Here is a 26,560-nt window from a genome sequence, read left to right as displayed (position 1 = left end):
GAGACCTCCCGCGCCACGATGTCGGCACTGCAACCACCTCGCTCAGTTCGCCGCATCCTGCGTGCGTCGCCGCAATCCGGCGGGCGGGTCGAACAGGCTCGACGGCACCTCATCGAATGTGACCTCGGTAACCCGCAGGCCGCGTTCGGTACGCTGGTTGCCGGTGCGTCCGCGGTAACCCAGCAGCAGGCCCGTGCGGGTATCGATCCACAACGTGCCGGAGGTGGTGCCATCAGGGCCCTGCGCATTGTCATAGCGCCAGCCGGCAGCGAGGCGACCCAGGATGAACTCGCCGGGTGCGGGAGAGCAGCGCCCTCCGATCGTGTGGCATGGGGCGGCAGGATCGTACCAGTAGGGACCACTGGCGTCGGCGACCGGCAGCGTGTAGTTGCCGCGCTCGCTCACCAGCCATGCCCGGCCGCGCTGGCCCTGGGTGGTCAGCCATGCATCGGGCGCATTGTCGCCGCGGAAATCAATACGGATGGCAGGCCCGCGCAAACGGATCTCGACCTCGACCTCACCACCAGGCGAGCTTGGACCGAGTGGGCCCAGGCCATAAGCGCGTGCCAGCAATCGCGCCTGTGGAGGTTCGTTGTCAGCAGCGTCCGTGGATTGCGCGGCGACGGCCCAGGTTGCTGCCATCAACAGGCTGGCCAGCAGCACCTGCATGTCAGCGCGCCAGGTTGTTGCTGTCATGCACGGGGCTCTGCATGCGGACGATCGCGTAGGACTCGATCGGCATGCGGCGATGGCCGGTGATCGGGTCCTCGATCAGCATCGAGGCCGGGCGGAAGCTGTCGCCTTCGCTGACCAGGTCTGAAAGACCGGCAATCACCCGGTCGGCAAAGGGAACGATCAGGGGCATCGGATAGGTGACCTTGATCTTGAGGATGTTGGCGTCCTGCACGCTGACGCGGCTGCTGCCGACACGTGCATCGCGGAAGGCAAGATTGTCGTTCGGCAGCGCATAGCGCCCATCGAACTGGCGCTCGCGGAACTCGTTGTACGCCGCGCGGCTGGGTGAAATGACCTCGATCTTCGGTGACAGCAACGGGTTCTTCCACAGCAGGGCGACCTTGGCGCGGGCGGCGACGGCACCGGCGGCATCCGGCGAGGTCGCGTACAGGGGAGCCATTGCCATTTCCAGTGCGCTGCGCATCTCGGAATGATTGACGCCACTGACCGCGCCGGCACGCGCGGCTTGCAGCGTGGCGAAATCCAGCAGCGACTTGGCGCGATAGATCAGGACGAACTGGAAGATGACCAGGATGAGGAAGACGAAGGCCGGAACCACGATGCAGAATTCAATCAGCGATTGCCCCCGCTGCTGGCGGATGGATGTGCGGATGTGCTTCATTGCAACGCCCTCGTGGATGGCGGTGCCGCAGGCGGAGAAGGGCACCATTGGAACGTCTCGCCCAGCACCGGAGCAATATGCCTGAGGCTGTCCACCGGCATTTCCAGCGTCGAGTAGGCGCCGCGGCACCAGGCGCCGCGCCATGGGCGCACGGCCTCGCGCCAGCCAACGGCGCGCTGATCGCGGTCCAGGAACAACAGGTCGAGTGGATACCCCATGGCCAGGGTGTGCACGCTCGAGCAGGGGGTTATCAGCAGGCCTTGCCCAGGCTGGAGTGGCGCGCGCAACAGCAGGCCGCGCAGCCGCTGGTGCCAGCGATCGGCATGCCAGACGCAGCTGAGCAACTGCTGGTGGTTGCGGATCAGGGCGCCGGTTCTCATGTGCGGGGACTCACAGGATGCCCTGCTGCTTCATCTGCAGGAAGATGAAGTAGGCCAGGACGACGAAGATCAGCGGGAAGAAGAACAGCACCAGCGGCAGCATCATTTTCACCGGCGCTTCCAGGGCCAGCTTCTCGGCGCGAAGGAAGCGCTCTTCGCGGCGCTGCATGGCCTGCGAGCGCAGTGTGTCACTCAGGCTGGCACCCACCCGGTCCGCCTGGATCAAAGCGCTGGTGAAGCTGGTCACCTGGGAAATGTCGGCGCGATCGGACATGCGCCGCAGCGCTTCGGCACGCGGAAGGCCGGCGCGCAGATCACGCAACATGCGCGAGAACTCCTGTGACAGCGGACCGGGTGGACCCTTGTCGACGGACTGTTCGATCGCACCGGTGATGTTCAGGCCCGCTTCGACGGCCATGGTGATGAAGTCGAGGAAGATAGGCAGGTCGCGGATCACATGCTTGGAGCGCGCTTTCCGCCGTTCGCCCAGCCACAGCGTGGGATACATCCACCCGAAGGGTGCGCCGAATGCCAGGGCCATCAGCACGGAGCCGACTCCGAACCGGCCCAGCAGGATGATGGTGAGCAACAGGAAGGTACTGGCCACGGCGGCGGAGACAATGCGTGCGCCATACAGTTCTTCCGGTGACAGCACGAAGTCCTGGCCGGCCGACTGCAGGCTGCGATGCGCGCGCTCCAGCTGTGCCGAGGACAGGCGCGGCCCGGCCAGGCGCGTAGCGACCGTAATCAGCGGCCACAGGATGCGCAGCAGCAGCGGCAGCGGATCCTGGTAGTTGCGCTGGTCCACCTCGACCGACTGCACCAGTCCGCGCAGCGCGAATGCAAGCAGCCCAACAGCGGCAGCGGCAAGCAGTGCGACCAGGATGAGCAGGGCGTTCATATATCGATCGTCATGATTTTGCGGCACATGCGGTAGCCGAGGTATTCCAGTACCCCGATCAGGGCCATGACGCACCAGCCGATGAAGGTGTGGAACATGGGGTTCATCGTTTCTGGATAGAACAGCACGAGGAAGCCGACAAGGCCGGCTGGCAGCATCGCCATGACGATGCCCTGCAGGCGCCCCTGCGCGGTGAGTGCCTTGACCTTGCCTTCCATGATGAGCTTGCGCCGCAGCGTTTCGGCGAGCGTGGAGAGGCTCTCGGCGAGATTGCCACCAACCTCGCGCGAAATGCTGACGGCGGCCACGAACAGCTTCACGTCGGCAATGGGCACGCGGGCGGCGAAGTTGTCCAGCGCCTCCTCCGTGCGCACGCCCATGTGCTGCTCGCGCAGTACCAGTGCCAGCTCCTGGGCCAGCGGAGGCAGGCCGTCATGGGCCAGTGCTTCCAGCGCAGGATTGAAGCCGACGCCGGCCTTGAGGCTGCCGGCCAGCATCAGCAGCCCGTCGGGCAACTGCTGCTGGATCTGGTCGAGGCGGCGCTGCTTCAGCCACAGGTAGATCTTGCGTGGCGCTATGGCCAGCAGGATCAGGGCCAGGATCGGCAGCAGCAGGTTGCCGCCGGTGACGATCCACAGCAGCACGGGAATCGCCAGCAGCATCAGCACATTGGTCCTGAACAGCACGCGCGGGTCGACGAACAGGAACATGTCGGCCAGATTGACCCGCGCCTGGTCCATGAAGTTGGCGCGGTAACGGTCCATGAAGCCGGAGCTGGCACGCGCCAGCAACAGCACCGAGCCCGTCACGCAGGCAAAACACAGCAGGGCGATCAGCAGGATGTCACTCATTCCGCCGTCCCCCGGTACGGAAAATGTCCAGGTCAACGGCGACGCCGCGCTCGGCAAGCTCTTCATAGAACTCCGGCACTGCACCGGTCGCGACGAACTCGCCCACCACCTTGCCATCGCGTCCGGCAGTGGAGCGTGCCTTGAACAGGAACACATCCTGCAGCTGGATGGTTCCGCTTTCCATGCCCGTCAACTCAGTGATGTGGCTGACCTTGCGCGAACCGCAGGGGAAGCGCTTCTGGTGCACGATCAGGTCCACTGCCGACGAGATCTGTTCGCGCACCACCGTCATCGGCAGCTCCATGCCGGACATCATGACCATCACTTCCAGACGCGACAGCGCCTCGCGCGGATTGTTGGCATGGGCGGTGGTCAGCGATCCTTCGTGGCCGGTGTTCATGGCCTGCAGCATGTCCAGTGCTTCGCCGCCGCGGCACTCGCCGACCACGATGCGGTCCGGGCGCATGCGCAGCGCGTTGCGCACCAGGTCGCGGATGGAAATATGGCCCTTGCCTTCCATGTTGGGAGGACGCGCTTCCAGGGCAACCAGGTTGGGCTGGACGAGCTTCAGTTCGGCCGCGTCCTCGATGGTGACGATGCGATCGGTATCGGGAATGAAGTTGGAAAGGATGTTGAGCAGGGTGGTCTTGCCGGAGCCGGTGCCGCCGGTGACGACGATGTTGCGCCGTTCGCGCACCGCAACGATCAGGAATTCCAGCATCGGCTGGCTGAGCGAACCGAAGGTGAGCAGGTCCTTTCCTTCCAGCTTGCGCTTGGCGAACTTTCGGATGCTGATGCTCGGGCCGCGCAGCGCCACCGGCGGAATGATGGCGTTGACGCGGGAGCCATCCTTCAGTCGCGCGTCGACCATCGGCGAGCTTTCGTCGATGCGGCGACCGAGGGGCGTCACGATGCGCTCGATGGCTGACAGCACCGCGCGGTCACTGGTGAAGACAATGGGGGACCGTTCGATCCGGCCCGCACGTTCAATGAAGATCTGGTCGTGCGCGTTGACCATGATTTCCGTCACCGTCGCATCGTCGATCAGGTCTTCCAGAGGGCCCAGGCCGATGGCCTCATCGAGCACCTCCTTGGCCAGCCTGCGTGGGTTGATCGTCTTGGGAAGCTCGGAGAACTCCCGTTGCATCACTTCATCGATCAGCTTGATCGTGGCGTTGCGCAGCGACTCATCGTCCATGCTGCGCACGTCAAGCCGGCGCAGGTCCATCTGCTTGACCAGCGAGGCATGCAGCTTTGCACGATAGACCGCCATGTCCGGCGGCAGCTGCTCCGGCCGCGCCAGCTGGCGTTCGCTGGATGGCTGCGCCGGTGCGGGTGCCGGTGCGGGCGTGGCGTCCACCGGTACATCGTTGGCCGCGCCCGCATTGAAACTTCCAGCATCGGCGGTGGGTTCGGCCGGCGGGTCGTCGTCCACCACCTGCAGCAGGTAGTCGCCGATCTGCACCCGGTCACGGCTGGTGAGCGGGCCACGGCTGCCTTTGACCTGTTCGCCATTCACCAGTACCGGCGAGCGGCCTCCCAGGCTCTCGATGAAGATGCCCTCGTCCTCGCGCTTCAGCGCCGCATGGCGTTGGGCGATGCTCCAGCCCTGCAGCACCACCAGGTTGCCGTCGCCACGGCCGATCCCGCATTCACGGTGCAGGCAGCGGACACGTCGCTGGTCGCGGTTGGGTGTGTCGATGAGGATGTTGAACATGCGACGGCTCCGGTCACTGCACGAAATCTTTGCTCCGGCGCGGCATGGCCTGCTGGCCGCGCTCCTGGATCTGTCGCGCACGCTCCAGGCCATCGAGGTTTTCCTGCGAGCCCGGCGTCACCACGCGCGGAGTAACGAACATCACCAGCTCGGTACGGTTGCCACGGAAGCCATCGGAGCGGAACAGCTTTCCGAGGATCGGGATATCGCCCAGCAACGGCAGGCGCTTGGCATCCTGCTGCGCGCTGGAGTCGATCAGCCCGGAGATGACGATGGTTTCCCCTGCGTGGACGTTGATTTCCGACTCGGTGCGGCGGGTGGTGAAGCCAGGCACGCCCTGCACGGTCACCGTCGGATCGACGCGGCTGACCTCAGCCAGGATGCGGGTGGAGATGTCCTGGTTGAAGTTGACCAGGGGCTCGATGTCGAGCTTGATGCCGTATTCCTTGTAGTCGACGGTGACCTGGCCGAAACCCTGCGGAACCGGGATCGGCACTTCGCCGCCGGCCAGGAACTTGGCCTGCCCGCCGCTGCGGGCGCTGAGTTGGGGCGAGGCCAGCAGGAACGCCTTGCCCTTGTTCATCATCAGGTTGATCGCCGAGCCGATCTGCGTGGCGATGCCAAAGAAGGCCTGGGTTCCCTGCAGCTTGTTCGGCAGCAGCACGCCGTTGGCCGGGCTCTGCTCGGGGTTGATGCGGTAGTAGTTGTTGTTGGTGAAATCCTTGACGATGCCCGCCACCGGGCCACGGATGACGTTGTCCCACTGGATGCCGAGTTCTTCCAGCGCATTGGTGTCGAATTCCATGATCTTCACGTCCATCTGCACCATCGGGCGCATGCCCACCGGGTCGGCAGTAGTGAAATTCAACACCGTCGGGTAGATCTTCTGGATCGCATCAATGCGGCTGCCGATGCCCGGGTTGATGTCCTGGCCGGTAATGACCACACGGTCGGCGACCGCATGCACATTGATCTTTTCCACGTCGGCCAGCAGGGTACGGATGGTCTCGGCCAGGCTGACGGCATCGTTCTCGGAGATGTCCACCTGCACCTGCAGCTGCTTGCCGTTCTGCAGCCACAGGTGAACCGTGGTGGAGCCGGGCTTCATGCCCATCATGATCAGGTCGCGCGGGCCGACGTTGGTGACCTCGAGCATCTCGCCACTACCGACGGCCACGCGCTTGAGCCCGCTGGGCAGCGTGTAGACGGCGGCCTGGCCGGCATAGATCCGGGCGCGGGTGGGCAGTGGCACCGCGGGCATGGCCGACGCGCTGGTGCGATAGGCGGGATCGGGAACCGGCGCCGGGAAGGCGCTCTGCCCACCGGGTACCGGTGCATGGTTGGTGTTGGGCTGCGGTTGCGCCTGGACAGCAGGGCGCGGTGCGGCCATGACCGGTACCGGGGTCAGCTGGGTGCCGGTGGTCTGTGCCACGGCCAGCAGTGGCGAGGTGACAACAGCGATGGCCGCAGTGGCGGCGATGAGGCTGCGGATTCCATTATTGCTGCGCATTCGTCGACCCTTTGCCCCCAATGATGAATTGCACGCCAGCACGACCCTGCGTGCCGTTGCCGAGCAGTTCCCTCTGCGTCATGCCACTGAGGCCGAACGCACCACGATCCTCCACCTGGCGAAGCATCACCCGCATCGAACCGGCCTTGGCGGCGACCGTGAGTCGCTGCGCCTGTGCCGGTGTCAGTTCCAGAGTGATGTTCGAATAGCCCTGCTGGTCTTCCGAGGCCGGCGTTTCGCCGACGCGGTTGCCGGTTGCCAGAACGTTGATGTCCTCAAGCAGCGGCAGCACCCGGGCACCGGTCTGTTCCTGCTCGACGGTGAGCAGGATGTCGACGTGATCCCCGGGAGCAATCATGCCGGAGATCGAGTTCGTCTCGTCCACCTGGAGGGTGTAGCCCACGTTGCCCTTGGCGATAACGCGCGAGAACTGGTCGTACAGCGGTACCAGTGCACTGGCACCCAGCGGTGCACCTTCGCGGATCGGCGCGCGCAGCATGCGGCCGCTGTACTCGGACACATTGTCCGGCGTGATCGCATCGGCAGGCGGCAGGTCGGCGGGGACTTCGCGCACTGCAAGGTCGGCAACGGTGACAATGCTGCCCGGCTCCATGTCGGTCTTGGGCACGGCTACCGGCACCATTTCCACCGGCGGAGCGGCACGCTCGTTCACTGCCTTCTGCACGTAGCGCACGGCGATCAGGGCCGCGAACAGGCCGAGCGCGAGGGCGATGATGATGAAGACGACGTTGCGGTTGGCTTTCAGCGGGAGCGCCTTCATACGACTCCCATCGACAGCATGTAGGTGAACCCCTGGTACGCCTTGCGCAGTGAATCGATCAGCTCGAGCACGATGTTCGGCTCGGCGACCAGGACCAGGACACCGACGGAAGCGACCACGGCGTACTCGATCAGTGCGGCCCCGCGCTGGCGGCGTAGGGACGGGGGAATGCGTTTTCTCATGGCGGTGGTCTCAGTGCTGCGACTGGTTGACGACAATCGAGGTTCCCTGCTCGTGCCGGTTGAAGGTCATGGTCATTTCCTGGCTGCCCTTGCTGTAGCGGACAACGCACTGCAGCGCGATCATCGAACAGCCCGCAGGGCCGGAACTTCGGCTCCAGCCGTCCGCAGGGAGGCGGCTGGCATAGAAGGCATCGGTCTGGAACGGAGACAGCGTGCTTTCCATGGACAGGCTGCGCCCGGGCGTGTCCAGGTAGGTGATGTCATTGATCACCTGCGTCCCGGACGGTTTCGGGAAATCGGCGCCGGCCGCGGCATCGGGCTTGCGCTTGAGCAGGCGTGTAATGCCGATCTGTGACTGGCTGCCACTGCCCTTGGCCGATACCTCGATGGTCACGTAGTACTCGCCGTGTGCGTGGCCGATCACGGTCTTGCCGCCGACCTCGTTGATCACGGTCTGCCCGGGCCATTCGCGGTTGTAGTAGCTGACGATGGACGACACCGGCAAGGCGGACGTGAAGCGCGAGATGCGCATGGGCAGGCCGTTGTAGAGCATGTCCTTGGCCACCCACTCGCTCTGCGCGCCCTCGGGCTCGGGAATGTCCGGCCAGGACGCGGCCAGCGCAGGCCAGGCGAACAGCAGCGCGGCCAGTGCCGCCAGCAGGTCAACGCGACGGCGCATAGGCAGGCAACTTGTCGACAGGCACCACGTCGGGCGCGATGTAACCGGGATCAAGCCTGCTCAGCGTCCCGATCATCGGAATGCCGGAGAGGCCGTCAAACGCCTTGGCGATGCCCGCCATGTGCTGGGATGGCACCAGTGGCTTGACCTGCGCGATCACCGAGCGTGACGAGTTGACCTTGAGCCCGGAACCGGCTGCATTCCAGGGGTCGGCCAGCACCACATGGGTGGCCTGCAGCTTCAGGCCCAGCGAATCGAAGGGTTCCAGATAGGCGGCAGCACTGCCGTTGGCACTTTTCAGATCCTGCACATCCAACCGCAGCTGGGCCTGGGTCAGGCCGTTGCGGTTGGGCGGGAACGAACCGAACATCGAGGTCACGTCGCCGATCTTCTTCATCATGCCGCCTGCCGACGTGCTGGTGTAGGAGACCAGGGCGAGGTCACCGCGCCGCAGCAGCGGCTGGTTGGAGAAGGTATTCATCAGGACGTCGCCGACGGCGGCATCGCGTGCGCCGGTCTGCGCCTGGCTGACGATGGGATCGTTGGCACGCCCGAAATAGCGGTCGACGGCAAGATCGCGCTGGCGGCCGCTGGCCGGCAGCTTGTAGTCCGGCGATACGGTGGCTTCCCAGGCGATCGCGCGCGCGGCCTGCTGGGTGGCCTGGCGGGCGTGGATGTACTTGGCCAGGATCGGGATCAGCAGGAAGATCGGCACCAGCACGGCGCAGAGCACGGCGACTTCGGTGAGACTCTGGCCGCGCTGGCGACGCGCGCCGCGGAATGGGCGTTCCCTGTCCATGGCTACCTCAGCAGGTCATCGTTGGGAGGACGGTTCGCGCGGTACCTCGAGGTCGCCGCGTTCAAAGGGTTGGCCCACCGTCATGCGCTGCGTGGTCAGGCGGGTGCCATTGCCGTCGAGGGGTTCCTGCTCCAGGACAATGGCGTAGCGGCTCGGCCGGTAGTCGTTCAGTGCACCGGGGGTGAAGCCCCAGCTGGCACCAGCCGACCACACGCACTGGCTGAACCGTCCATTCTCGTCCTTCCACACGTTGCACGGCTGGCCAGCGACCCTGCGGTTGCCCGCGCGCTGGAAGCCCGGCGAGGCGCTGCCTTCGTCGGCTTCGGCGGCAAAGCGGGTGAGCCCGTCGCTGTCGGCGGGGGACTGGCTACGCTCTCCCGTTGCCAGATCGACCTGCTCCACGCCGGAGGCGCTCTGGGTCTCCTGCAGGCCGGTGGCCTCCAGCCGGAACTGGCAGCTGGTCGCAGGGCCATCGTTGAGCAGGCGCCATTCGCGGGTACGGAACACTTCCTCTTTGCTGGAAAGCCAGGCTTCGTAACGAACGGTTCCCAGGCGGGCGACATCGGCGTCATCCAGTGCGCGGGTCGGCAATCCTGCCGCCTGGCAGTCGCTCAGTGCCTGCTGGTAGCTGGTGCGCGCCGCGTTGCGTCCATCCACCAGGGTTTCGGCAATCTGGTCAAGATGGATGCCCGGCATGTTCCTGGCAGCGGCGGGCTCGCCGTTGTCCGCCGCGCTGCCACAGCCGCTGATCAGCAGTGTGGCGATCGACAGGTGCAGGCGATTGAAAACAGCAAACGTCATGGCATCAAGGCTCCGGCTGCCGCCAGGGCAGCCTTGGTGGTGGCATCGGTCTTGACCAGTCGTGCCTGCCAGTAAGGGCTGAACAGGTTTCCGGTTTCACGCTTGCGGTCATCGCGGCTGAACATGCGCAGCTGCACCGGGCGGTCGAAGAACACCTGCGCGGAGGAAAGTGCGGCGATCTTGTTGTTGGCCATCCTGTCCGGCAGTTCCATCTGCGAGCCGGCCGGGGCGCCGATGCCGGCGCCGGACGTGGTGCGCGCGCTGGTGCCGGCGGTCTCGGCATAGATGGTGAAGACCGGGCCGACCTTGTCGCGGTCACGATCATTCTCGGCGTAGGGCTGCAGTGCCTGCCCGGCCTTGACGTCGTGATAGTCGCGCAGGCCGTTGTAGCCGGTGAAGAAGGCCTTGCGATGCTGGCCATTGGCGAAGCGCACGTTGGCATCCTGGCTGCGGTCGACAATCCACGCCGCGCCACGATTGCGGCGCACCGCTTCGCCATACGGGCGGTAGCGGCGGCGGTCCCAGTCCGAGTACCAGCCGTTGCCGTTGCCGAAGCCGTTGAGGAAGCGCTGGTTGCGATAGCTTTCCACGGCCTGCGCACCGCCCCAGCCGACCGGAATATCGATATCGGAAAGCGGCCATGGCAGCGGAAGCTCGACGGCCATGGTGTCCAGCGCTGCCCATCGGTTGTAGTCGACCATGTCGGTGCCGCCGGACTGCACCAGGAAGCCGAGGAAATCATCGCTGCGGCTCTTGCTGAAGCCATCACGCGACTGCATCACCACATTGCGGAAGCGGTCGGCGCCCTGGCGCTGCGTGGCCGAGCCACCGTTGGCGGTACGGGGAATGCTGTAGCGCTGCAGCAGCCGGTTCTCGGCCGTGGCCAGTTGCGTGCCGAGCACCGCGGTTCCGATGGTGCCCAGTTGTGCCTGCGGTGAGTTCCGCTGCAGTACATCCTTGGCGATGGTGTAGCTGTCCAGCCGCGATACGCCCTCGATGACGAGCTGCACCGAGGCGGCGAACATCATGTTGAGCTTGTCGATGGCGATGATGGCCGCCTGCGCGACAGGCTGGAACGCCTGGCGGGTGACCTTGAGAATGCGTTCGGCGACCTTGAAGGCGGTTGCCAATGCCTTGAACACCACGCCGATGTAGGGAATGGCGGAGAGCGCATCCAGCGTGGTGCGGATGACGATGGAGGTGGTGTGCATCTGGTTCAGCCACGAATAGAGGCTGATCGTCTGTGCCACGGCCACTTCGTTGGCAACGCGGGCACGGTTCATGTAGGCCGCGTAGTTCAGTGCGCGTGCCTGCTGGATCGCAACGCTGTAGGCGGCGGCGTCGGCCGCATTGACCAGCTCCACCTTCTTGTTCACCACCTGCCCTGTGTTGAACAGCAGGACAATCCCGATGCATAGAACCAGAATGAGTGCCAGCCCGAGAACCATTGCTTGGCCGGCGACCGTTCGGTGGCTGGAAACGCCCCGGGCCGCACGGCTTCGTGCCAAAGCCAATGCGCTGCGCATAACGAATTCCTGGGCCGGAGGCCATGGCTGCCCGTCGCGCGCCGCGTGCGGTGCGCGCAGGGAGATTATGCTGGGAGGGCCCTGGCGGCTTCATGCCGCCAGGGCTGGGGTATTACTTGTTCTTGTACGCGTCCATGCCCTTGGTCTTGTCAGCTTCCTGCTGGGCGCTGTTGGCCTGGTTCTTGGCGCGGTTGATCGACTGCGTCGCGCTCTGGCCGGAAAGTTCCTTCGACATGCCTGCCACCTGGCTGCGAACCGTGCCTCCGAAGAAGGTGACGGCTCCGATCGCGGCGATGGCGATCAGCGCGGTGATGATGATGTACTCGGTCATGCCCTGACCGGCCTGCTTACGGGAAAAACGGATGTGACGACGGCTGCGTTCCATGTATTTCCTCCTTGATGGCAGGAATCCTCCCGGGTGTGCGGGATATTCGGCGTGTCCGCTGGGGGATCCTGATTAATGGCAGGGCGAGGTAAAGACAGGAAGCTCACACCCTGGTTCGTCGAAAATTTGTCGCTTGTTCGAGAACGGGGCCAAGCCTATCGACAGAAAATTGACGATACAAGTCAGGTTTTTCCGATATGCAATGAAATATTTGAAAATGTGATGCACATTGCAGATTAACAATTGTCTGCACATAATCACGTCAAATTTGAGCTAGATGCACCGCTTTTCGTTAAGGAAATTAACACTTAACTGACATATTTGTGTCACGCAGGCGGCTTGTGGTGCCGGAATATTGGCGCGCTACAGAGGGCGCGTGCACGGCCTGCTTCTTGTTCGAACGGGATGAGAGATCCGCGTGTTTTTATCTCGTTGCATCCGCGGCAAAACAAATGACCGTGCGGCGCGGAAAAGAAAAAAGCACATGCAGGGCATGTGCTTTTTCCGGAGCGCTTCAACGCAGTAACGTCGTGGTGATATCAGCGCTTGACCAGTTCCACGCGACGATTGGCGCGGCGCCCTTCTTCGGTTGCGTTGTCGGCGACCGGCTGGCTCTGCCCATAGCCTTTCGCGCTCAGGCGTTCGGCTGCGATTCCACCGCCGACAAGACGCGTGCGCACCGACTCCGCACGCGCCTGCGAGAGCGTCTGGTTGTGCGATTGGCTGCCGCTGTTGTCGGTGTGTCCTTCAACGGAAAGGCGAAGCTGTGGGTCGGCCTTCAACAGCTGGGTGACCTGTGCGATCTGCGGTTCCGAATCGGGCAGGATCTCGGCGGCGTCGGTTGCGAAGTTCACCTGGATGGATACCTTGCCACTGCTGTCCAGTGCCTGTTTCAGCGTGTCCGCTTCAATGACCTTGGCCGTGATCTGCACCGGTTTTGTCTCTGCGACGAGCAGGCCGCCGGAGTTTCCACCCGAGCCCAGGTGAATCCAGATATCGCGATCTTCGCGATGGATGACATAGGTTTCTGCGGGTTCGTTGTAGATGTCGCCGATGCCGCCGACATAGGTGGTCGCCGCCTTGCTGTTGCCGATGTCACGCGATGCATCGGCCGGTATGGTGCCGGAGAAAATGCGCTTGCCCCCTAGGGCCTCGACCAGGCTCTGTACATTGCGGCTGAGCTCCAGCTGCGAATAAGGGTGATCGCTGCTGCTCTGCAGGACCGAAGAATGAACCTTGCCTTCAATCCATTCCACGCGATCGCCGGTCCAGAACGGTACGCGATCGAATTCGCTGTCTACGACGTCCTGGCTGGTGTAGCCCTGCGGCAGTCCGAGATAAGGGAAGCTGCCGATCGTTGCCTGCGATACGGGCAGCTCGGCAACATTGAATGCTGCGGCCTTCTGGCTTCCATCCGTGGCCGCAGCCGCCTGCGGTGATGGTTCGGCTGCGGTGCTGGAAGGTGCGGCCGAGGAAGCGCCACCCTCTGCAGGCGCTTCGCCAGCGCGCTTGCAGGCACCCAGTGCCAGTACCAGGCTGGCGGCCAACAGGCTCGCGCGCACTGCGGACATCGTCGATCCGTGCTTCTGCGTCATGAACGCACCTGCTTCATCAGTTCGTTGCAGACTTCGCTGGTGGGCTTGTACTGGCCCTTCTTCCAGGCATCGGTGATCTTCTTCTGTGTCTGCGCTTCGGCCGTGTCATAGGCCTGGTCGAAGCCTGCTTCGGCGCCGAACACGGTTTTTGCCTGTGCCTTGTGGCTTGCGCGCAGCTTGGCGGCCTGTTCCGGGGTTGCGCCGCACGCCAGGGCATTGCCTGCATGCGTGCCTCCCAGTGCGCCGAACTGCGCCGCACCGCCGCCCTGTGCGACTGCGGTGCCGCTGCCGATCAGCAAGGCGGAGGTGATCACTAGCTTCGTCATGAAATACCGCATGTTGATGTTCCTCATCCGGCCCGATAGCGGGCATCAATCCCCTGTGGCCCGAGCATAGCAACAGGCAGTGAGTGCCAGCGTGTCGTTGCATCGCCACGGCACGGCCAGTGGTCAGGGCGTGGACAGGAAGCGCGGGGTGCCACGACGTGGGGCAGATCCTGTCGTTGGACGGCCATCGAACGTGGAAGCGGGACGGTCGACCAGGCATCCCCGCACGACGGAACCCATTGATGGATCTGGAGCAACAAGCCCCTCTGTTGAGGGGCTGCCCCGACAGGGGCGGGGAGAGGCCGGCAAGGGGAGGGGCCCGAACGTTGCGCAGCAACGTCTGGGGTGAAGCGCGCGCAGCGCACTTCGCATCTCCCGCCAGCGGCTTCTGCGAGGTACAACCGATCAGGCATCCCCGCACGGCGGAAACCCATTGATGGATCTGGAGCAACAAGCCCCTCTGTTGAGGGGCTGCCCCGACAGGGGCGGGGAGAGGCCGGCAAGGGGAGGGGCCCGAACGTTGCGCAGCAACGTTTGGGGCGAAGCGCACGCAGCGCACTTCGCATCCCCCGCCAGTGGCTTCTGCGAGGTACAGCCGACCAGGCATCCCCGCACGGCGGAAACCCATTGATGGATCTGGAGCAACAAGCCCCTCTGTTGAGGGGCTGCCCCGACAGGGGCGGGGAGAGGCCGGCAAGGGGAGGGGCCCGAACGTTGCGCAGCAACGTTTGGGGCGAAGCGCGCGCAGCGCACTTCGCATCCCCCGCCAGATAACTGAAAAAGGCTGCCCGAAGGCAGCCTTTTTCAGTTATCTGGCGGAGAGAGGGGGATTGTCGGGTGCATCCATGCACCCGATCCCGGTGCGCGCTGCGCCCCGGGACCCGCCTTCGGCGGTCCGGTTCTGCTCCTGCAGAACCGTCGAACCCCGGCAGGGCTTCTCTCGCCCGATGCTCTCCGCCAGCCAAATAAAAAAGCCGCCCAGAGGGCGGCTTCTTCATTTGTCTGGCGGAGAGAGGGGGATTCGAACCCCCGAAGCGCGGTTTAGACGCTTACACACTTTCCAGGCGTGCTCCTTCAACCACTCGGACACCTCTCCGGATCCCTGCCATCGGCAAACGCCTCAGCAGGGGCGCAGATTCTAGCGGGCGGCGCGGCCGGACACAAGCACCCTGATCAGGGGCGCATCCAGCGGCATTGTTGGCGAGGGGGCTGGACAGGCATGGCACAATGGAACATCCGATGGAAAACGGTGGCCTGATGTCCTATCTCGTCCTTGCCCGCAAGTGGCGTCCGAAGCGTTTCGCCGAGCTGGTGGGCCAGGAACACGTGGTCCGTGCGCTCAGCAACGCGCTGGACAGCGGCCGGGTCCACCACGCGTTCCTGTTCACCGGCACCCGCGGCGTGGGCAAGACCACCATCGCGCGCATCTTCGCCAAGTCGCTGAACTGCGAGCAGGGCACCAGCGCCGACCCGTGCGGCCAGTGCGCGGCCTGCCTGGACATCGACGCCGGCCGCTACATCGACCTGCTGGAAATCGACGCCGCGTCCAACACCGGTGTGGATGACGTGCGCGAGGTGATCGAGAACGCGCAGTACATGCCCTCGCGCGGCAAGTACAAGGTCTACCTGATCGACGAAGTGCACATGCTGTCCAAGGCGGCGTTCAACGCGCTGCTGAAGACGCTGGAAGAACCGCCGGAACATGTGAAGTTCCTGCTGGCCACCACCGATCCGCAGAAGCTGCCGGTCACCGTGCTCAGCCGCTGCCTGCAGTTCAACCTCAAGCGCCTGGATGAAGACCAGATCCAGGGCCAGATGACCCGCATCCTGGCGGCGGAAGCGATCGAGGCCGATGGAAGCGCCATCGTGCAGCTGGCCAAGGCCGCTGACGGCAGCCTGCGCGATGGCCTGTCACTGCTGGACCAGGCGATCGCCTATGCCGGCGGCGCGCTGCGTGAGGACGTGGTGCGCACCATGCTGGGTACCGTGGACCGCACCCAGGTGGCGGCGATGCTCGATGCGCTGGCCGACGGCGATGGCCCGCGCCTGCTGCAGGTGGTAGCCGCGCTGGCAGAGTTCTCGCCGGACTGGAGTGGTGTGCTGGAAGCGCTGGCCGAAGGGCTGCACCGCATCCAGGTGCAGCAGCTGGTGCCGGGCGCTGCCGCGGCGGAAGGCCTGGATGTCGCCGCATTCGCCGAGCGCCTGCGCCCGGAAGTGGTGCAGCTCTGGTACCAGATGGCCTTGAATGGCCGCCGCGACCTGCCGCTGGCACCCAGCCCGCGCGCGGGCTTTGAAATGGCCGTGCTGCGCATGCTGGCGTTCCGTCCGGCCGCAGCGGTACCGCCGGTGCCGAAGGCCGTCGACGGTGCGTTGGGCGGCACGCCGGGTGGCAACGCTGCCGGTGGTGGCGCCGGTACCGGTAGCCACGATGCGACGCCGGCCGCTGCTGCCGCTTCGGGCAGCCCGGCGGTAGCGGCGCAGGCCGCCGCGCCGGTGCAGGCCGCGCCGCGCGAACCTGAACCCGAGCCCGAACCGGCCCCGCAACCGGAACCAGATCCGACGCCGGAGCCCGAGCCGGTTCCGGTGGAAGAGCCCGTGTCGCCGCCGCCGGTGAAGGCTGAGCCACAGGCGCCGGCGCCTGCCGTCACTGCAGAGGCAGGCGACGACCTGCCGCCGTGGGCCACTGACGAAGCCGAGGCGCGTGACGAGGCATTGGCGGCCGAGATGTCCGGCCCGGACGCCGCCATGGCTGCGCCCTGGCACGAACCGCCGGCTCCCGTCGCGGCTCCCAGCGAGCCTGCGCCGCCCGAGCGCCCGTTCCGCGCCGAAGGCATTGCCATTGCGCCGGCCGAACATGCCAAGCCGGCCCCGGCGCATGCCGCCGCGCCGCAGGAAGGTGTCAGCGAGCTGGCCACGGCCGAAGACTGGCTGGACCTGGTCGCCAACAGCGGCCTCAGCGGCCCCTCGCGGCAGCTGGCTGCCAACGCCGCCTTCATCAGCTGCCAGTACGGGACCTTGAAACTGGGCCTTTCGCCCGGATTTGAATACCTGCGCTCGGAGCGCGCGCTGGCTGCCCTGGGCGAGATGCTGCAGAAGGCCCTCGGCCAGGCGCCGAAGATCGTGGTCGAGACCGTGGAAACCGAACACGTTCCGGCCGAGACCCTGCATCAGCGGGCCGACCGCCAGCGTGGCGAGCGGCAGCAGGTGGCAGAGGCCGTTTTCATGGACGACCCGGAAGTGCAGGTGCTGATCCAGCAGCACGGTGCCCGGGTTGTTTCCGATTCCATCCGTTCTTTTGACGAGTAAGACACCATGCGCGGAAACATCGCCCAACTGATGCAGCAGGCCCAGAAGATGCAGGAAAACCTGCAGAAGGCCCAGGAAGAAATCGCCAAGATCGAAGTGACCGGCAGCGCTGGCGGCGGCATGGTCAGCGTGACCCTGACCGGTGCCAAGGAATGCCGCAAGGTGCGCATCGACCCGTCGCTGACCAGCGACCCGGAGATGCTGGAAGACCTGATCGCCGCCGCCTTCAACGACGCTTCGAACAAGATCGACGCCGAGTCGAAGTCGAAGATGGGTTCGGCCACCGCCGGCATGCAGCTGCCGCCGGGCATGAAGCTGCCGTTCTGATTGCCAGCGTGGCACCCGTGCAAGCGGGTGCCACAGAATCTGTAGCTGTCGAGCCTGCTCGACGCCATGAAAGCATGCCGCCGTGTCCGCACCCCTGCTTGAACAATTGATCGACGCACTGCGGGTGCTGCCTGGCGTGGGCCAGAAGACCGCACAGCGCATGGCGTACCACCTGCTCGAGCGCGAGCGCGAAGGTGGCCAGCGACTGGCCGAAGCCCTGGCGCTGGCGGTGGAGCGCATCGGCCACTGCGCGCAGTGCCGCGACTTCAGCGAAACCGAGCTGTGCCCGACCTGTGCCAACAGCAGCCGCGAGCGCAGCCAGCTGTGCGTGGTCGAATCGCCGGCCGACCGCCTGGCCATCGAAAACGCCACCGGCTTCCGCGGTGTCTACTTCGTGCTGCAGGGCCGGCTGTCGCCGCTCGATGGCATCGGCCCGCGCGAGCTGGGCCTGGAGCAGCTGGAGCAGCGTCTGGCCGACGGTGAGGTGCAGGAGCTGATCATCGCCACCAGTGCCACCGTCGAAGGCGAAGCCACCGCGCACTACCTGGCGCAGCTGGCGCGCGCGCGCAAGGTGCAGCCCAGCCGGCTGGCACAGGGCCTGCCGCTCGGTGGCGAGCTTGAATACGTTGACCGCGGCACGCTGTCGCACGCGTTCGGAACGCGCAGCGAATTCCGCGATTGAGCGCCACCCGGGCATCGCCCGGCGCGGCCGGCCTACAATGCGGAAGACACTCCCGCCGAGGCCGACCATGAGCAACGAAACCCTCTTCAGCAAGATCATCCGTCGCGAGATCCCGGCCACCATCGTCTACGAGGACGACGAGGTGCTGGGCTTCAAGGACATCGCACCGCAGGCGCCGGTGCACGTACTGTTCATTCCGAAGAACGAGATCATCCCGACCCTGGACGACCTGCAGCCGTCGCAGGCGCACCTGATCGGGAAGCTTGCCCTGGCTGCCGCCGAATATGCGCGCCGCGAAGGGTTCGCGCAGGACGGCTACCGCATCGTGATGAACTGCCGCGAGGATGCCGGGCAGACCGTGTTCCACATCCACATGCACCTGCTGGCCGGTGCGCCGCTGGGGCATTTCGGTACGCCGGGGCGCTGAGCGCCCGGCATCCACCATTGCCCGCAGTGGATCCATGCGATGCGTGGATGAAAAAAAGGCCGCCCGAAGGCGGCCTTTTTCGATCACGCATGGCCGGTGGCGATCACCACCAGCCCCAACGGCCGTAACCACCCCAGTACGGGCCATACGGGCCCGGGCCCCACGGGCCATAGGGATAGGGCACCACATCGACCTGGCGCTGTTCCGGCCACAGGTAGATCACATCGGCCGACAGCTTCGGCAGGCGATAGTCGTACTCCCCGATGCGGGTGTTCTGGTAGCCGTCGATCTTGCCGATGAAGGTCACGTCGCGGCCGGCTTCAAACACGGCCGGGTCGTAGAAGCCGGCGCGGCAGGCAATGAAGCGGCCGTCGCTGGCGTCCGACGAGGTGGTGTTCGGGCGGCCACTGGCGTTGAGGGGGCGCGAGATCATCTGGAAGCAGGTCTCGCCCTGGCCGGGCTTGGTCTCGATGATGCGACCACCCCATCGGACCGGCGTGCCGACCTGCTGGGTGGCGACCGAGTCGCGCGGGGAGACCAGGCTGAACTGTCCCTGCAGCGGCTTGGGGGCCGTGGCGCAGGCCGACAGGGCCAGCGTGGCCACAGCGGTGAGGAGGAACTTGGTGTTCATGGGGAGGCTCCGGAAGTCGGGCGATGCCTGCGCAGGTCCCGCAATAATGAAGCGAGGTCGGTGCAAGTTCCAGCGTAACGCGCGTCGGCGAAACGCTGGCTGAGTGCCAGCAGGGCGGGGTCGGGGCGCACGGCGTCTACCCGTCGTGACCAGTCGCATGCCGTCTCGTGGGGTACGCGGGCCAGGCCAAGGCGTGCATAGCGCCGCCCCAGCCGGTGCCAGGCGCGCAGCAGCGGGTCGCGCTCGCGCTCGCCGCGGGCCAGCAGCCAGGCCATCCATGCCAATGCCAGCAGTGCGGCGACCACGAAGCCGGCCACCAGCTGCGCCGGCCCGAGATCATCCAGCCCGAACGGCCTGAGCAGCTGCTGCTGACGGCGTGCGTCGAAGGAAAGCACCAGGTCGTTCCAGCCACGGCGCAGCCAGTCACCCATCTGCCCCAGCTGCAGCCAGCGCTGCTGCAGCGGGGTGTCCGTGCCGGCCTGCAAGCGGTCGTCCAGCGTGTCCAGGATGCGTTCCGGTGCCACGGCCGCAGTCGGGTCCACCCGGACCCAGCCGCGCTGGGGCAGCCAGACTTCGGCCCAGGCGTGGGCGTCCATGCGCCGCACTACCCAGTAGTCCCCGATGCGGTTGCGGGTGCCACCTGCGAAGCCGGTCACCACCCGGGCCGGAATGCCGGCGTTGCGCATCAGCACCACGAAGGCCGAGCTGAAGTGCTGGCAGAAGCCGGCCTTGTAGTTGAACAGGAAATCGTCGACCGGATCGCGCCCGGCCACCGGGGTATCGAGCGTGTAGGAGAAGTCGCGGGTGATCCACTGCAGCGCTCGGCGGACGATGGCTTCGTCATCGTTGCCGGCCTCCTGCCGCCATTGCCGTGCCAGCTGGGCGGTGCGCGGATTGAAGCCGGGGGGAAGCTGCAGCGCGGCACGGCGCAGGTAGGGCGACAGATCGGTGTCGAACCGTTGCGGAGGCGCCGAATGCAATCGCCAGCGGCTGAGCGCGGACAGCGTGCGGTCGCTGCGCAGGCTCATGTCCGCATCGAAACTGCTGCCTTCCGGTGCGCGGCTGGGCAGGTCCAGGGCCACCAGCAGGCGACGGTCGGTGGGTTCGTAGTCGATCTGGTAGTCCCATCCCTGTGCGGCGGCTTCGACCACGGGGGCGGGGCACCGGGCCGTCGCGCGATCGCGGCTCCAGCGGTGGCCATCGAAGGAAGTCAGCACCGGGCCGCGCCAATAGCGCTGCGCGGGCTCGGGCACCGCGCCGAAGAACTGCACGCGCAGCGCCGGGGTGTCGTCGGCCATCAGGTCCAGCCATTGGTCCGGCGCCATGCTGTCAGCCAGGCCGGGTGTACCCACCGCTCGTTCGGGTACGCCCCACAACGGCGTGGACAAGCGCGGGAACAGCCAGAAGCAGGCCAGTGCCAGCGGCAGGCCGATGCCAAGCAGGCGGCCGACGCCGCGCAGTTGACCGTGCAGTGGCAGGCGTGGGCTGCGGCCCTCGTCCTGGGCCAGGCGTTGCAGGGCCAGCAGTGCGGCAACCGCGGCCAGCGCGGCCAGTCCCGTGGTCAGCGGGCCCTGGTCGAGCAGGAAGGCCGCGAACGGCGAGAACAGCGCGAAACCGAGCAGGCTGCGCGCATCACGCAGGTTGCGCAGTTCGCTGGATTTGATGGCCAGCATCGCCGCCAGCAGCGCACAGCCGGTATCACGCCCCGGCCGCACCATGCCCATCTGCCAGACGATGGTGGCGAGCATGGCCAGCACCAGCAGCAGGCGCACCGGCATCGGCAGCACCCGCCGCCAGGAAAGCGCAGCGGTCAGCACGGCGGTGATCGCGATCACGACGGCCAGCACCGGCGGCAGCTGCAGCAGCAGTGGCAGCAGCGCCAGCGCTGCGCTGGCCAGGGTCCAGCTGCGGGCGTTGCGATCGAGCAGGACGGCAGGCTCAGTCATGGGGCATCAGCGCCAGTGCGCGCAGGCACAGGTGGTGGTGGCTGGCGCCCTGGCCGGGCCCGAACGGGGGATGGGCTGGAAGCAGCAGCGTGTAGCGCCGGCCTTCGCGCTCGGCCATGTCGACCCAGCGTGCCAACCGCGCGATGCGTGCTTCATGGCCCAGCGGCGCCAGCGTGCGCCAGTCCAGCACCACTTCGATGCCGATCGGCTTCTCGTATTCGCGTACCAGCAGGCTGTCGCGGCGTGCCGAGTGTTTCCAGGCAATGCTGCGCGGGGCGTCGCCGGCACGATAGGGGCGCAGCTGGTGCAGCTCGTCGCCACTGGCATGGGCGCGGGTGTGCAGTGGATCGCTGCCACTTTCCGGAAGGGGTGGTGCAAGTGCCTCGGCCAGTGGATAAACCAGCAGCGGCTGCTCCGGCCACACCCACGACCATGCCCGCACCAGCCCCAGCGGCTGCGTGCTGGACAGGCGGATGCGCGGCAGTTCCAGCCAGCCGCGGCGCTCGCTGGGGACATCCAGCTCCACTTCGCCGCGACCGTGTGCAGGCAGTGCGACCCACGCCTCGCTTGCGCCCAGCTGCAGGTGCAGCCCGTGGCGCGCGCGCGGGTCGCGCAACGACAGGTCCACGCGCAGGCGCAGGGGGTGCCCGGCCGGAACCGGCTCGGCGGAGATTGCATCGATCTGTATGCCGGACAGCTGCAGGTGCGCGGCAATGGCGCTGGCGATCGCTGCTGCGGCCAGCAACAGTGCCAGCAGCAGGGCCGGGTTGTTGTTGTAGTTCAATGCGCCCAGCAGCATCGCCGACAGCAGGGTGGCGACGAACAGGCCGAAGCGCGTCGGCAGTACATAGATGCGATGGCGATCCAGTCGCTGCGGCAGGGCTTCAGGCCTGCGTGGGCGTGCCAGCAGCTGCATGCGTGCCCAGCGTGTGGCCACCTTCAGTCCACCGCGACGGTCTGCAGGATCGCCCGCGCCAGTGCCGGCCCGGAGCTGGATTCGGCCTCCGCCACCAGGCGATGGCCGGCCACTGCCACGAACAGGGTCTGCACGTCTTCGGGCACCACATGCCCGCGGCCGAGCAGCAGTGCATGCGCCCTGGCGGCACGCAGCAGGGCCAGCCCGGCGCGCGGTGACAGGCCCACGCGTACGCCGGCATGCTGGCGGCTGCGGGTCAACAGTGCCTGCACGTAGTCGATCAGCGCGTCGCTGGCGTGTACCTGGCCAACGGCTTCACGCAGCGCACGCACCTGGGTGTCATCCAGCTTCGGCACCGCGCGGGCGATCAGGTCGCGGCGATCGCTGCCACGCAGCAGCTCGCGCTCGGCCTGCACGCTCGGGTAGCCCATCGCCAGCCGCAGCAGGAAACGATCGAGCTGCGAATCCGGCAACGGGAAGGTGCCGGACAGGTCGACCGGGTTCTGCGTGGCGATCACGAAGAATGGATCGGGCAGTGGATGCGTCTGTCCATCCAGGGTGACCTGCTGCTCGGCCATCGCCTCCAGCAACGCACTCTGCGTGCGCGGCGGTGCGCGGTTGATCTCATCGGCCAGCAGCACGTGGGTGAACACCGGGCCGGGGTGGAACTGGAACTGGCGGCTGCCGGCCTCGTACACCGATACGCCCAGTACGTCCGCCGGCAACAGGTCGGAAGTGAACTGCACGCGCTGGAAGCTGAGGCCGAGGCTGCTGGCCAATGCATGCGCCAGCGTGGTCTTGCCCAGCCCGGGCAGATCTTCGATGAGCAGGTGGCCGCCGGAAAGCAGGGCGACAAAGGCCAGCCTGACTTCCGGCACCTTGCCCAGTACCAGTGCGTTCACCTGATCCTGTGCCTCCCGCAGGGCCTGGCGCAGTTGATCGGTTAGCATGCTGGGATTGGGGGACGAGGCTGGCATGATCGTCTCAGGTCTGGAATCCACTCGATTATCCATAGAGCAATGCAAGGCGAACACCGCGCGCGGGCAATATTTCTCTGGTTATGGACGCTGATCACAGCGGCCAAGCTGGTGGTGGCTGCACGCCTGCCGCTGTTCGTCGATGAGGCGTTCTATTGGCAGGAAGGCCAGCACCTGGCCGCCGCCTATTCCGACCTGCCGGGGTTGACAGCATGGCTTGCACGCCTGGGCGTGGAAATCGGTGGCCATCACGTGCTCGCATTGCGCCTGCCGTTCCTGGCCATCGGTGCGTTGCTGCCGTTGCTGGTGGTGCGCATCGCCACGCGCTGGTTTGGCAACGTCGCAGGGTGGCAGGCGGGCAGCCTGACCCTGCTGATGCCGCTGTCGGCCACGCTGGGCCTGCTGGCCGTGCCGGATGTGCCGATGGCGCTTGCGGCGGTGATCTGCCTGCACGCCGGTGCGCGCCTGCTGCACAACGTGGATGCGTCGTCGGCGATGAAGCTGGCGCTGGGCCTGCTGATCGGTGCGCTCAGCCACTACCGTTTCATTGGCGTCATCGGTGTCGGCTTCATTGCGCTGCTGGCGCTGCCGCAGGGCCGCCGCATGCTGGCCGACCCGCGCGTATGGGTGGCGCTGGCGGTGGGTGTACTGGCCTGGCTGCCGTTGCTGGCGTGGAACGCGGACAACCATGATGCCGGCCTGAAGTTCCAGGTGGTCGAGCGCCACCCGTGGACGTTCGAGTGGGAAGGGCTGTGGTTCCTGGTGATCCAGCCGATGCTGGTGACGCCGATCCTGTGCATCGCGATGTGGAAGGTCGCCCTGGCGGGTACCCGCAGTGGTGGTGTGCGGGTGCAATGGCGCTATTTCGGCCTGGTGGGCGGGGTGTCGACGCTGGGCATCTTCCTGCTGGGCTTCTTCACCGATGTCGAGCGGATCAGTTTCCATTGGCCGTTGCCGGGCTACCTGGCGCTGCTGGTGGCCGTGCCGGTGGTCCTCAACGGCTGGCCACGCTGGCTGCGCCGCACCGGCTGGTGGCTGGCAGCTGCAGGCACCGTACTGGCTTTCGGCTACTACCTGATGGCGTCCACGCCGGCGCTGCGCGAGCAGATGGCCGGCAGCAAGTACTACCCGCGCAACTTTGCCGGCTGGCAGCCGCTGGCCGTGGCGGTGCGCGACGAACTGCGGCAGATGCCGCCGGGCACGCGTGTGCTGGCGGGCAACTTCAAGGTCGGTGCCGAACTGGGCTTCCAGCTGGGCAACGGTGATATCGAGGTGCTGCCGCACCCGCTCAACGACAAGCATGGGCGGACCGCACAGCTGGCACAGTGGGGCCTGCTGCACGAAGGCCCGCGCAGTGCGCCGATGCTGCTGGTGCTGTCACCCAGCGACCAGCGCTACCGCGATCTGCTGGCGCGCTATCACGCCATCTGCGAGCAGGTGGGGCCGTTGCCGGCGCCGCGCGTGGTCAGCAGCGATCATGGTTTCCAGCGCTTCCTGCTGTTCCGGCTGCCGGTGCAGCGCGCGCAGGGGCCCTGCGTGACGCCGGCAATGGCCTGGCTGGATGCACCGTCCAACGGTGAGAAGGTCTCCGGAACGCTCGCCATCAAGGGCTGGGCATTCAAGGATGGCGTGGGGTTGGCGCGCATCGAAGTGCTGGTCGATGGCCATTCGATTGGCGATGCGCGCTACGGGCGCATGTTTGACATCCGCCACACCTGGCCGGACAGCACCGATCCGCAGCATCCGGCGGTGGGCTTCGACGCATCGCTGGATACCACCACACTGGCGCCGGGGCGGCACTGGCTTGGCCTGCGCCTGCACGGCCGCGACGGCAGCGTGGAGGCGTGGCAGGAGCAGCCGTTCGAAGTTCGTTGAGGTCCCTTGGTCCTGTAGAGCCGAGCCGATGCTCGGCTGCTTCTGCTACAGATGGCGGGCAGCCTCGAAAAAAACGGCCGATCAAGGGCTCGGCTCCACCGTTCACGGCACCGCGAATCCAGCCCTGCGCAGCAGGCCGCACAGCGCGATCAGTGGCAGGCCGACCAGCGCGGTCGGGTCGCGGTTGTCGATTGCCTCGAACAGGCTGATGCCCAGGCCCTCGCACTTGAAGCTGCCGGCGCAGTCCAGCGGCTGCTCGGCGGCGACGTAGCGGATGATTTCCTGCGGGTCCAGCACGCGGAAGCGTACTTCGGTCAGATCCAGGGTGGCGAGGGATTCTCCATCCCGCCTGAGACTGATTGCCGTGTGAAAGCGCACCGTCTGTCCGGACATTGCCGCCAGCTGCGCACAGGCCGCCTCGACCGTGCCCGGCTTGCCCAGCGGCTGGCCGTTCAGGTCGGCCACCTGGTCCGAGCCGATCACCCAGGCGCCCGGATGGCGGGCGGCCACGTCGGCGGCCTTGGCGGCGGCCAGGCGCGTGGCCAGGGCCGGCGGGGTCTCGGCGCCCAGAGGGGTTTCATCCACGTCCGGGCGTGCGCAGTCGAAGGGCAGGCCCAGCCGTTCCAGCAGTTCGCGACGGTAGCGGGAGGTGGAGGCCAGGACCAGTGACATGTGACAATACCGGGGCAGGGCGCGGCAGTCTGGCCCCTCCACGGCGCCAGCGGCAAGTCCTGCAGGGCGGGCATTTGACAGCGGGCGGGGCGATCCTTAGTATTCAGCGGCTTATGTCCGCGAACGTGCCCGAAACGCTGGATGCCTGGCGGATGGTTGTAGCGCGAAGGCGCTTCGACGGTCAGGTCTCCCTGGCTGAATTGACCCGCCTGCAGGGGTTGGTCGCAGATACCGACGGCGAGTGTGTCTACTCGCTTGAATTCGGTCGCGACGACGTCTTGCGGGTATCCTATGTGGAACTGACCATCGACACCGCGCTGCCGCTGACCTGTCAGCGCAGCATGCAGCGATTCCTGTTGCCGGTGAAGGTGACCCAGAGGCTTGGCCTGATCCGCGACGAGGGCGAGGAATCGTCCCTGCCGGAGGAATACGAGGCGTTGCTGGTGCCGGAAGACGGCCAGCTGCGTCCGCTGGACCTGGTCGAGGATGAGCTGGTGCTGGCGGTGCCCGTGGTGCCGCTGTCGCCCGACGGTGAAGCAGTCGACAAGGACTGGGCACCGAGCGAAGAAGAAACGAAGAAGGCCAACCCGTTCGCGGCGTTGGCGGCACTGAAGAAACAATAGCAGCCGGATTGTCGTCGGCGGCTGCGGCGAAAGCGAAAGTGTGCTGGGCGCTGGCGTCCTGCGCGACGATACGACGAAGCAAAACGAACCGAGTTTGGAGCAATCCCATGGCTGTGCAGAAATCCCGTGTTACCCCGTCCCGCCGCGGCCAGCGCCGTTCGCATGACGCCCTGAGCGCCAAGCAGCTGTCGACCGACCCGACCACCGGCGAAGTGCATCTGCGTCACCACATCACTGCCGATGGTTTCTACCGCGGCAAGAAGGTCATCCAGACCAAGACCTCGGCCGTCGAAGAAGATTGATGTGCCGGGAAGGCCGCTGCCTCCGGGCAGCGGCCTTTGCCTTCTTTCCCGGGCGTGCCGGTGATCGGCGGCCCGCGCAACAGGAA

At 66.1% G+C, this 26,560-nt stretch carries 28 protein-coding genes and 1 tRNA gene; 7 read left to right on the top strand and 22 right to left on the bottom strand.

Annotation, left to right across the window (positions count from 1 at the left end; all coding sequences use genetic code 11):
- Positions 1-42: 42 nt before the first annotated feature.
- The 17 genes from J3A72_RS20135 to J3A72_RS20055 all read right to left on the bottom strand — a co-directional run bounded on the left by J3A72_RS20135 (position 43) and on the right by J3A72_RS20055 (position 14,886).
- Positions 43-669, bottom strand: a complete 627-nt coding sequence (locus tag J3A72_RS20135; protein WP_032958203.1) for a hypothetical protein — start codon at positions 667-669, stop codon at positions 43-45.
- A gap of 1 nt (position 670) precedes the next feature.
- A complete protein-coding gene (locus J3A72_RS20130) occupies positions 671-1,357 on the bottom strand; it encodes a TadE family protein (RefSeq protein WP_032958205.1) in 687 nt (228 codons plus the stop codon).
- On the bottom strand, positions 1,354-1,737 hold the full coding sequence (locus J3A72_RS20125; RefSeq protein WP_041863110.1) for a DUF192 domain-containing protein: 384 nt from the start codon (positions 1,735-1,737) through the stop codon (positions 1,354-1,356). The genes J3A72_RS20130 and J3A72_RS20125 overlap by 4 nt, the downstream gene beginning before the upstream one ends.
- Positions 1,738-1,747: 10 nt before the next feature.
- Entirely contained in the window at positions 1,748-2,638 is an 891-nt protein-coding gene (locus tag J3A72_RS20120; RefSeq protein WP_014646167.1) for a type II secretion system F family protein, read from the bottom strand.
- Positions 2,635-3,489, bottom strand: coding sequence for a type II secretion system F family protein (locus tag J3A72_RS20115; protein WP_014646168.1), 855 nt, complete (start codon positions 3,487-3,489; stop codon positions 2,635-2,637). The genes J3A72_RS20120 and J3A72_RS20115 overlap by 4 nt, the downstream gene beginning before the upstream one ends.
- Complete coding sequence (locus tag J3A72_RS20110) at positions 3,482-5,206, bottom strand: ATPase, T2SS/T4P/T4SS family (protein WP_080342718.1); 1,725 nt, start codon at positions 5,204-5,206, stop codon at positions 3,482-3,484. The genes J3A72_RS20115 and J3A72_RS20110 overlap by 8 nt, the downstream gene beginning before the upstream one ends.
- A gap of 13 nt (positions 5,207-5,219) precedes the next feature.
- Positions 5,220-6,716, bottom strand: a complete 1,497-nt coding sequence (locus J3A72_RS20105) for a pilus assembly protein N-terminal domain-containing protein (protein ID WP_075076726.1) — start codon at positions 6,714-6,716, stop codon at positions 5,220-5,222.
- Positions 6,703-7,497, bottom strand: a complete 795-nt coding sequence (gene cpaB, locus J3A72_RS20100) for a Flp pilus assembly protein CpaB (protein ID WP_075076727.1) — start codon at positions 7,495-7,497, stop codon at positions 6,703-6,705. The genes J3A72_RS20105 and cpaB overlap by 14 nt, the downstream gene beginning before the upstream one ends.
- Positions 7,494-7,679: a hypothetical protein gene (locus tag J3A72_RS20095; protein WP_014646171.1), complete on the bottom strand. Its 186-nt coding sequence runs from the start codon at positions 7,677-7,679 to the stop codon at positions 7,494-7,496. Before J3A72_RS20095 ends, cpaB begins: the two co-directional genes overlap by 4 nt.
- Positions 7,680-7,689: 10 nt before the next feature.
- Positions 7,690-8,358, bottom strand: coding sequence for a hypothetical protein (locus J3A72_RS20090; RefSeq protein ID WP_014646172.1), 669 nt, complete (start codon positions 8,356-8,358; stop codon positions 7,690-7,692).
- A complete protein-coding gene (locus J3A72_RS20085; protein ID WP_209572139.1) occupies positions 8,342-9,157 on the bottom strand; it encodes a hypothetical protein in 816 nt (271 codons plus the stop codon). The genes J3A72_RS20090 and J3A72_RS20085 overlap by 17 nt, the downstream gene beginning before the upstream one ends.
- A gap of 15 nt (positions 9,158-9,172) precedes the next feature.
- Positions 9,173-9,958 carry a hypothetical protein gene (locus J3A72_RS20080; protein ID WP_014646173.1) on the bottom strand — a complete coding sequence of 262 codons (786 nt, stop codon included), beginning with the start codon at positions 9,956-9,958 and terminating at the stop codon, positions 9,173-9,175.
- Positions 9,955-11,406, bottom strand: a complete 1,452-nt coding sequence (locus tag J3A72_RS20075) for a pilus assembly protein TadG-related protein (RefSeq protein ID WP_075076728.1) — start codon at positions 11,404-11,406, stop codon at positions 9,955-9,957. Before J3A72_RS20075 ends, J3A72_RS20080 begins: the two co-directional genes overlap by 4 nt.
- A gap of 190 nt (positions 11,407-11,596) precedes the next feature.
- On the bottom strand, positions 11,597-11,869 hold the full coding sequence (locus J3A72_RS20070; RefSeq protein ID WP_014036176.1) for a hypothetical protein: 273 nt from the start codon (positions 11,867-11,869) through the stop codon (positions 11,597-11,599).
- A gap of 539 nt (positions 11,870-12,408) precedes the next feature.
- Positions 12,409-13,416 carry an OmpA family protein gene (locus tag J3A72_RS20065; protein WP_168708242.1) on the bottom strand — a complete coding sequence of 336 codons (1,008 nt, stop codon included), beginning with the start codon at positions 13,414-13,416 and terminating at the stop codon, positions 12,409-12,411.
- A 44-nt stretch (positions 13,417-13,460) separates the two neighbouring features.
- On the bottom strand, positions 13,461-13,790 hold the full coding sequence (locus J3A72_RS20060) for a hypothetical protein (protein ID WP_126411778.1): 330 nt from the start codon (positions 13,788-13,790) through the stop codon (positions 13,461-13,463).
- 1,003 nt (positions 13,791-14,793) lie between these two features.
- Positions 14,794-14,886, bottom strand: a tRNA-Ser gene (locus tag J3A72_RS20055).
- A 143-nt stretch (positions 14,887-15,029) separates the two neighbouring features.
- Here J3A72_RS20055 and dnaX point away from each other — a divergent pair.
- The 4 genes from dnaX to J3A72_RS20035 all read left to right on the top strand — a co-directional run bounded on the left by dnaX (position 15,030) and on the right by J3A72_RS20035 (position 18,532).
- On the top strand, positions 15,030-17,096 hold the full coding sequence (gene dnaX, locus J3A72_RS20050; RefSeq protein WP_075075547.1) for a DNA polymerase III subunit gamma/tau: 2,067 nt from the start codon (positions 15,030-15,032) through the stop codon (positions 17,094-17,096).
- A gap of 6 nt (positions 17,097-17,102) precedes the next feature.
- Positions 17,103-17,423 carry a YbaB/EbfC family nucleoid-associated protein gene (locus J3A72_RS20045; RefSeq protein ID WP_005408298.1) on the top strand — a complete coding sequence of 107 codons (321 nt, stop codon included), beginning with the start codon at positions 17,103-17,105 and terminating at the stop codon, positions 17,421-17,423.
- 82 nt (positions 17,424-17,505) lie between these two features.
- Positions 17,506-18,105: a recombination mediator RecR gene (gene recR / locus J3A72_RS20040; RefSeq protein ID WP_014646178.1), complete on the top strand. Its 600-nt coding sequence runs from the start codon at positions 17,506-17,508 to the stop codon at positions 18,103-18,105.
- A 67-nt stretch (positions 18,106-18,172) separates the two neighbouring features.
- The gene (locus tag J3A72_RS20035) at positions 18,173-18,532 is read left to right on the top strand and encodes a histidine triad nucleotide-binding protein (protein ID WP_014646179.1); all 360 of its coding nucleotides are present in this window, start codon (positions 18,173-18,175) and stop codon (positions 18,530-18,532) included.
- Between the two features lie 103 nt (positions 18,533-18,635).
- Here J3A72_RS20035 and J3A72_RS20030 read toward each other — a convergent pair whose 3' ends face one another.
- The 4 genes from J3A72_RS20030 to J3A72_RS20015 are packed head-to-tail and all read right to left on the bottom strand — an operon-like array spanning position 18,636 to position 23,002.
- Positions 18,636-19,163, bottom strand: a complete 528-nt coding sequence (locus tag J3A72_RS20030) for a Slp family lipoprotein (RefSeq protein WP_014036182.1) — start codon at positions 19,161-19,163, stop codon at positions 18,636-18,638.
- A complete protein-coding gene (locus tag J3A72_RS20025) occupies positions 19,160-21,109 on the bottom strand; it encodes a DUF3488 and transglutaminase-like domain-containing protein (protein WP_075075548.1) in 1,950 nt (649 codons plus the stop codon). Before J3A72_RS20025 ends, J3A72_RS20030 begins: the two co-directional genes overlap by 4 nt.
- Complete coding sequence (locus tag J3A72_RS20020; RefSeq protein WP_032958561.1) at positions 21,102-22,025, bottom strand: DUF58 domain-containing protein; 924 nt, start codon at positions 22,023-22,025, stop codon at positions 21,102-21,104. Before J3A72_RS20020 ends, J3A72_RS20025 begins: the two co-directional genes overlap by 8 nt.
- A 23-nt stretch (positions 22,026-22,048) precedes the next feature.
- Positions 22,049-23,002, bottom strand: coding sequence for an AAA family ATPase (locus J3A72_RS20015; protein ID WP_032958559.1), 954 nt, complete (start codon positions 23,000-23,002; stop codon positions 22,049-22,051).
- A gap of 42 nt (positions 23,003-23,044) precedes the next feature.
- On the opposite strand from J3A72_RS20015, the gene J3A72_RS20010 reads away from it, so the two are divergent.
- The gene (locus J3A72_RS20010) at positions 23,045-24,877 is read left to right on the top strand and encodes a glycosyltransferase family 39 protein (protein ID WP_075075549.1); all 1,833 of its coding nucleotides are present in this window, start codon (positions 23,045-23,047) and stop codon (positions 24,875-24,877) included.
- Positions 24,878-24,979: 102 nt separating this feature from the next.
- On the opposite strand, the gene J3A72_RS20005 is transcribed toward J3A72_RS20010, so the two are convergent.
- The gene (locus tag J3A72_RS20005; RefSeq protein WP_075075550.1) at positions 24,980-25,549 is read right to left on the bottom strand and encodes a Maf family nucleotide pyrophosphatase; all 570 of its coding nucleotides are present in this window, start codon (positions 25,547-25,549) and stop codon (positions 24,980-24,982) included.
- Positions 25,550-25,662: 113 nt separating this feature from the next.
- On the opposite strand from J3A72_RS20005, the gene J3A72_RS20000 reads away from it, so the two are divergent.
- Both J3A72_RS20000 and rpmF read left to right on the top strand, forming a co-directional pair.
- Positions 25,663-26,172, top strand: coding sequence for a YceD family protein (locus J3A72_RS20000; RefSeq protein ID WP_075075551.1), 510 nt, complete (start codon positions 25,663-25,665; stop codon positions 26,170-26,172).
- Between the two features lie 107 nt (positions 26,173-26,279).
- Positions 26,280-26,474 (top strand): 50S ribosomal protein L32, encoded by a 195-nt coding sequence (gene rpmF / locus J3A72_RS19995; protein ID WP_005408308.1) that lies wholly within the window; start codon positions 26,280-26,282, stop codon positions 26,472-26,474.
- Positions 26,475-26,560: the final 86 nt, after the last annotated feature.

Origin of the sequence: Stenotrophomonas sp. PvP093 (assembly GCF_017876915.1) — a bacterium.
Taxonomy (GTDB): domain Bacteria; phylum Pseudomonadota; class Gammaproteobacteria; order Xanthomonadales; family Xanthomonadaceae; genus Stenotrophomonas; species Stenotrophomonas muris.
Note: the sequence above shows the minus strand (reverse complement) of the source record. Positions and strands in the feature narration are given on the sequence as shown.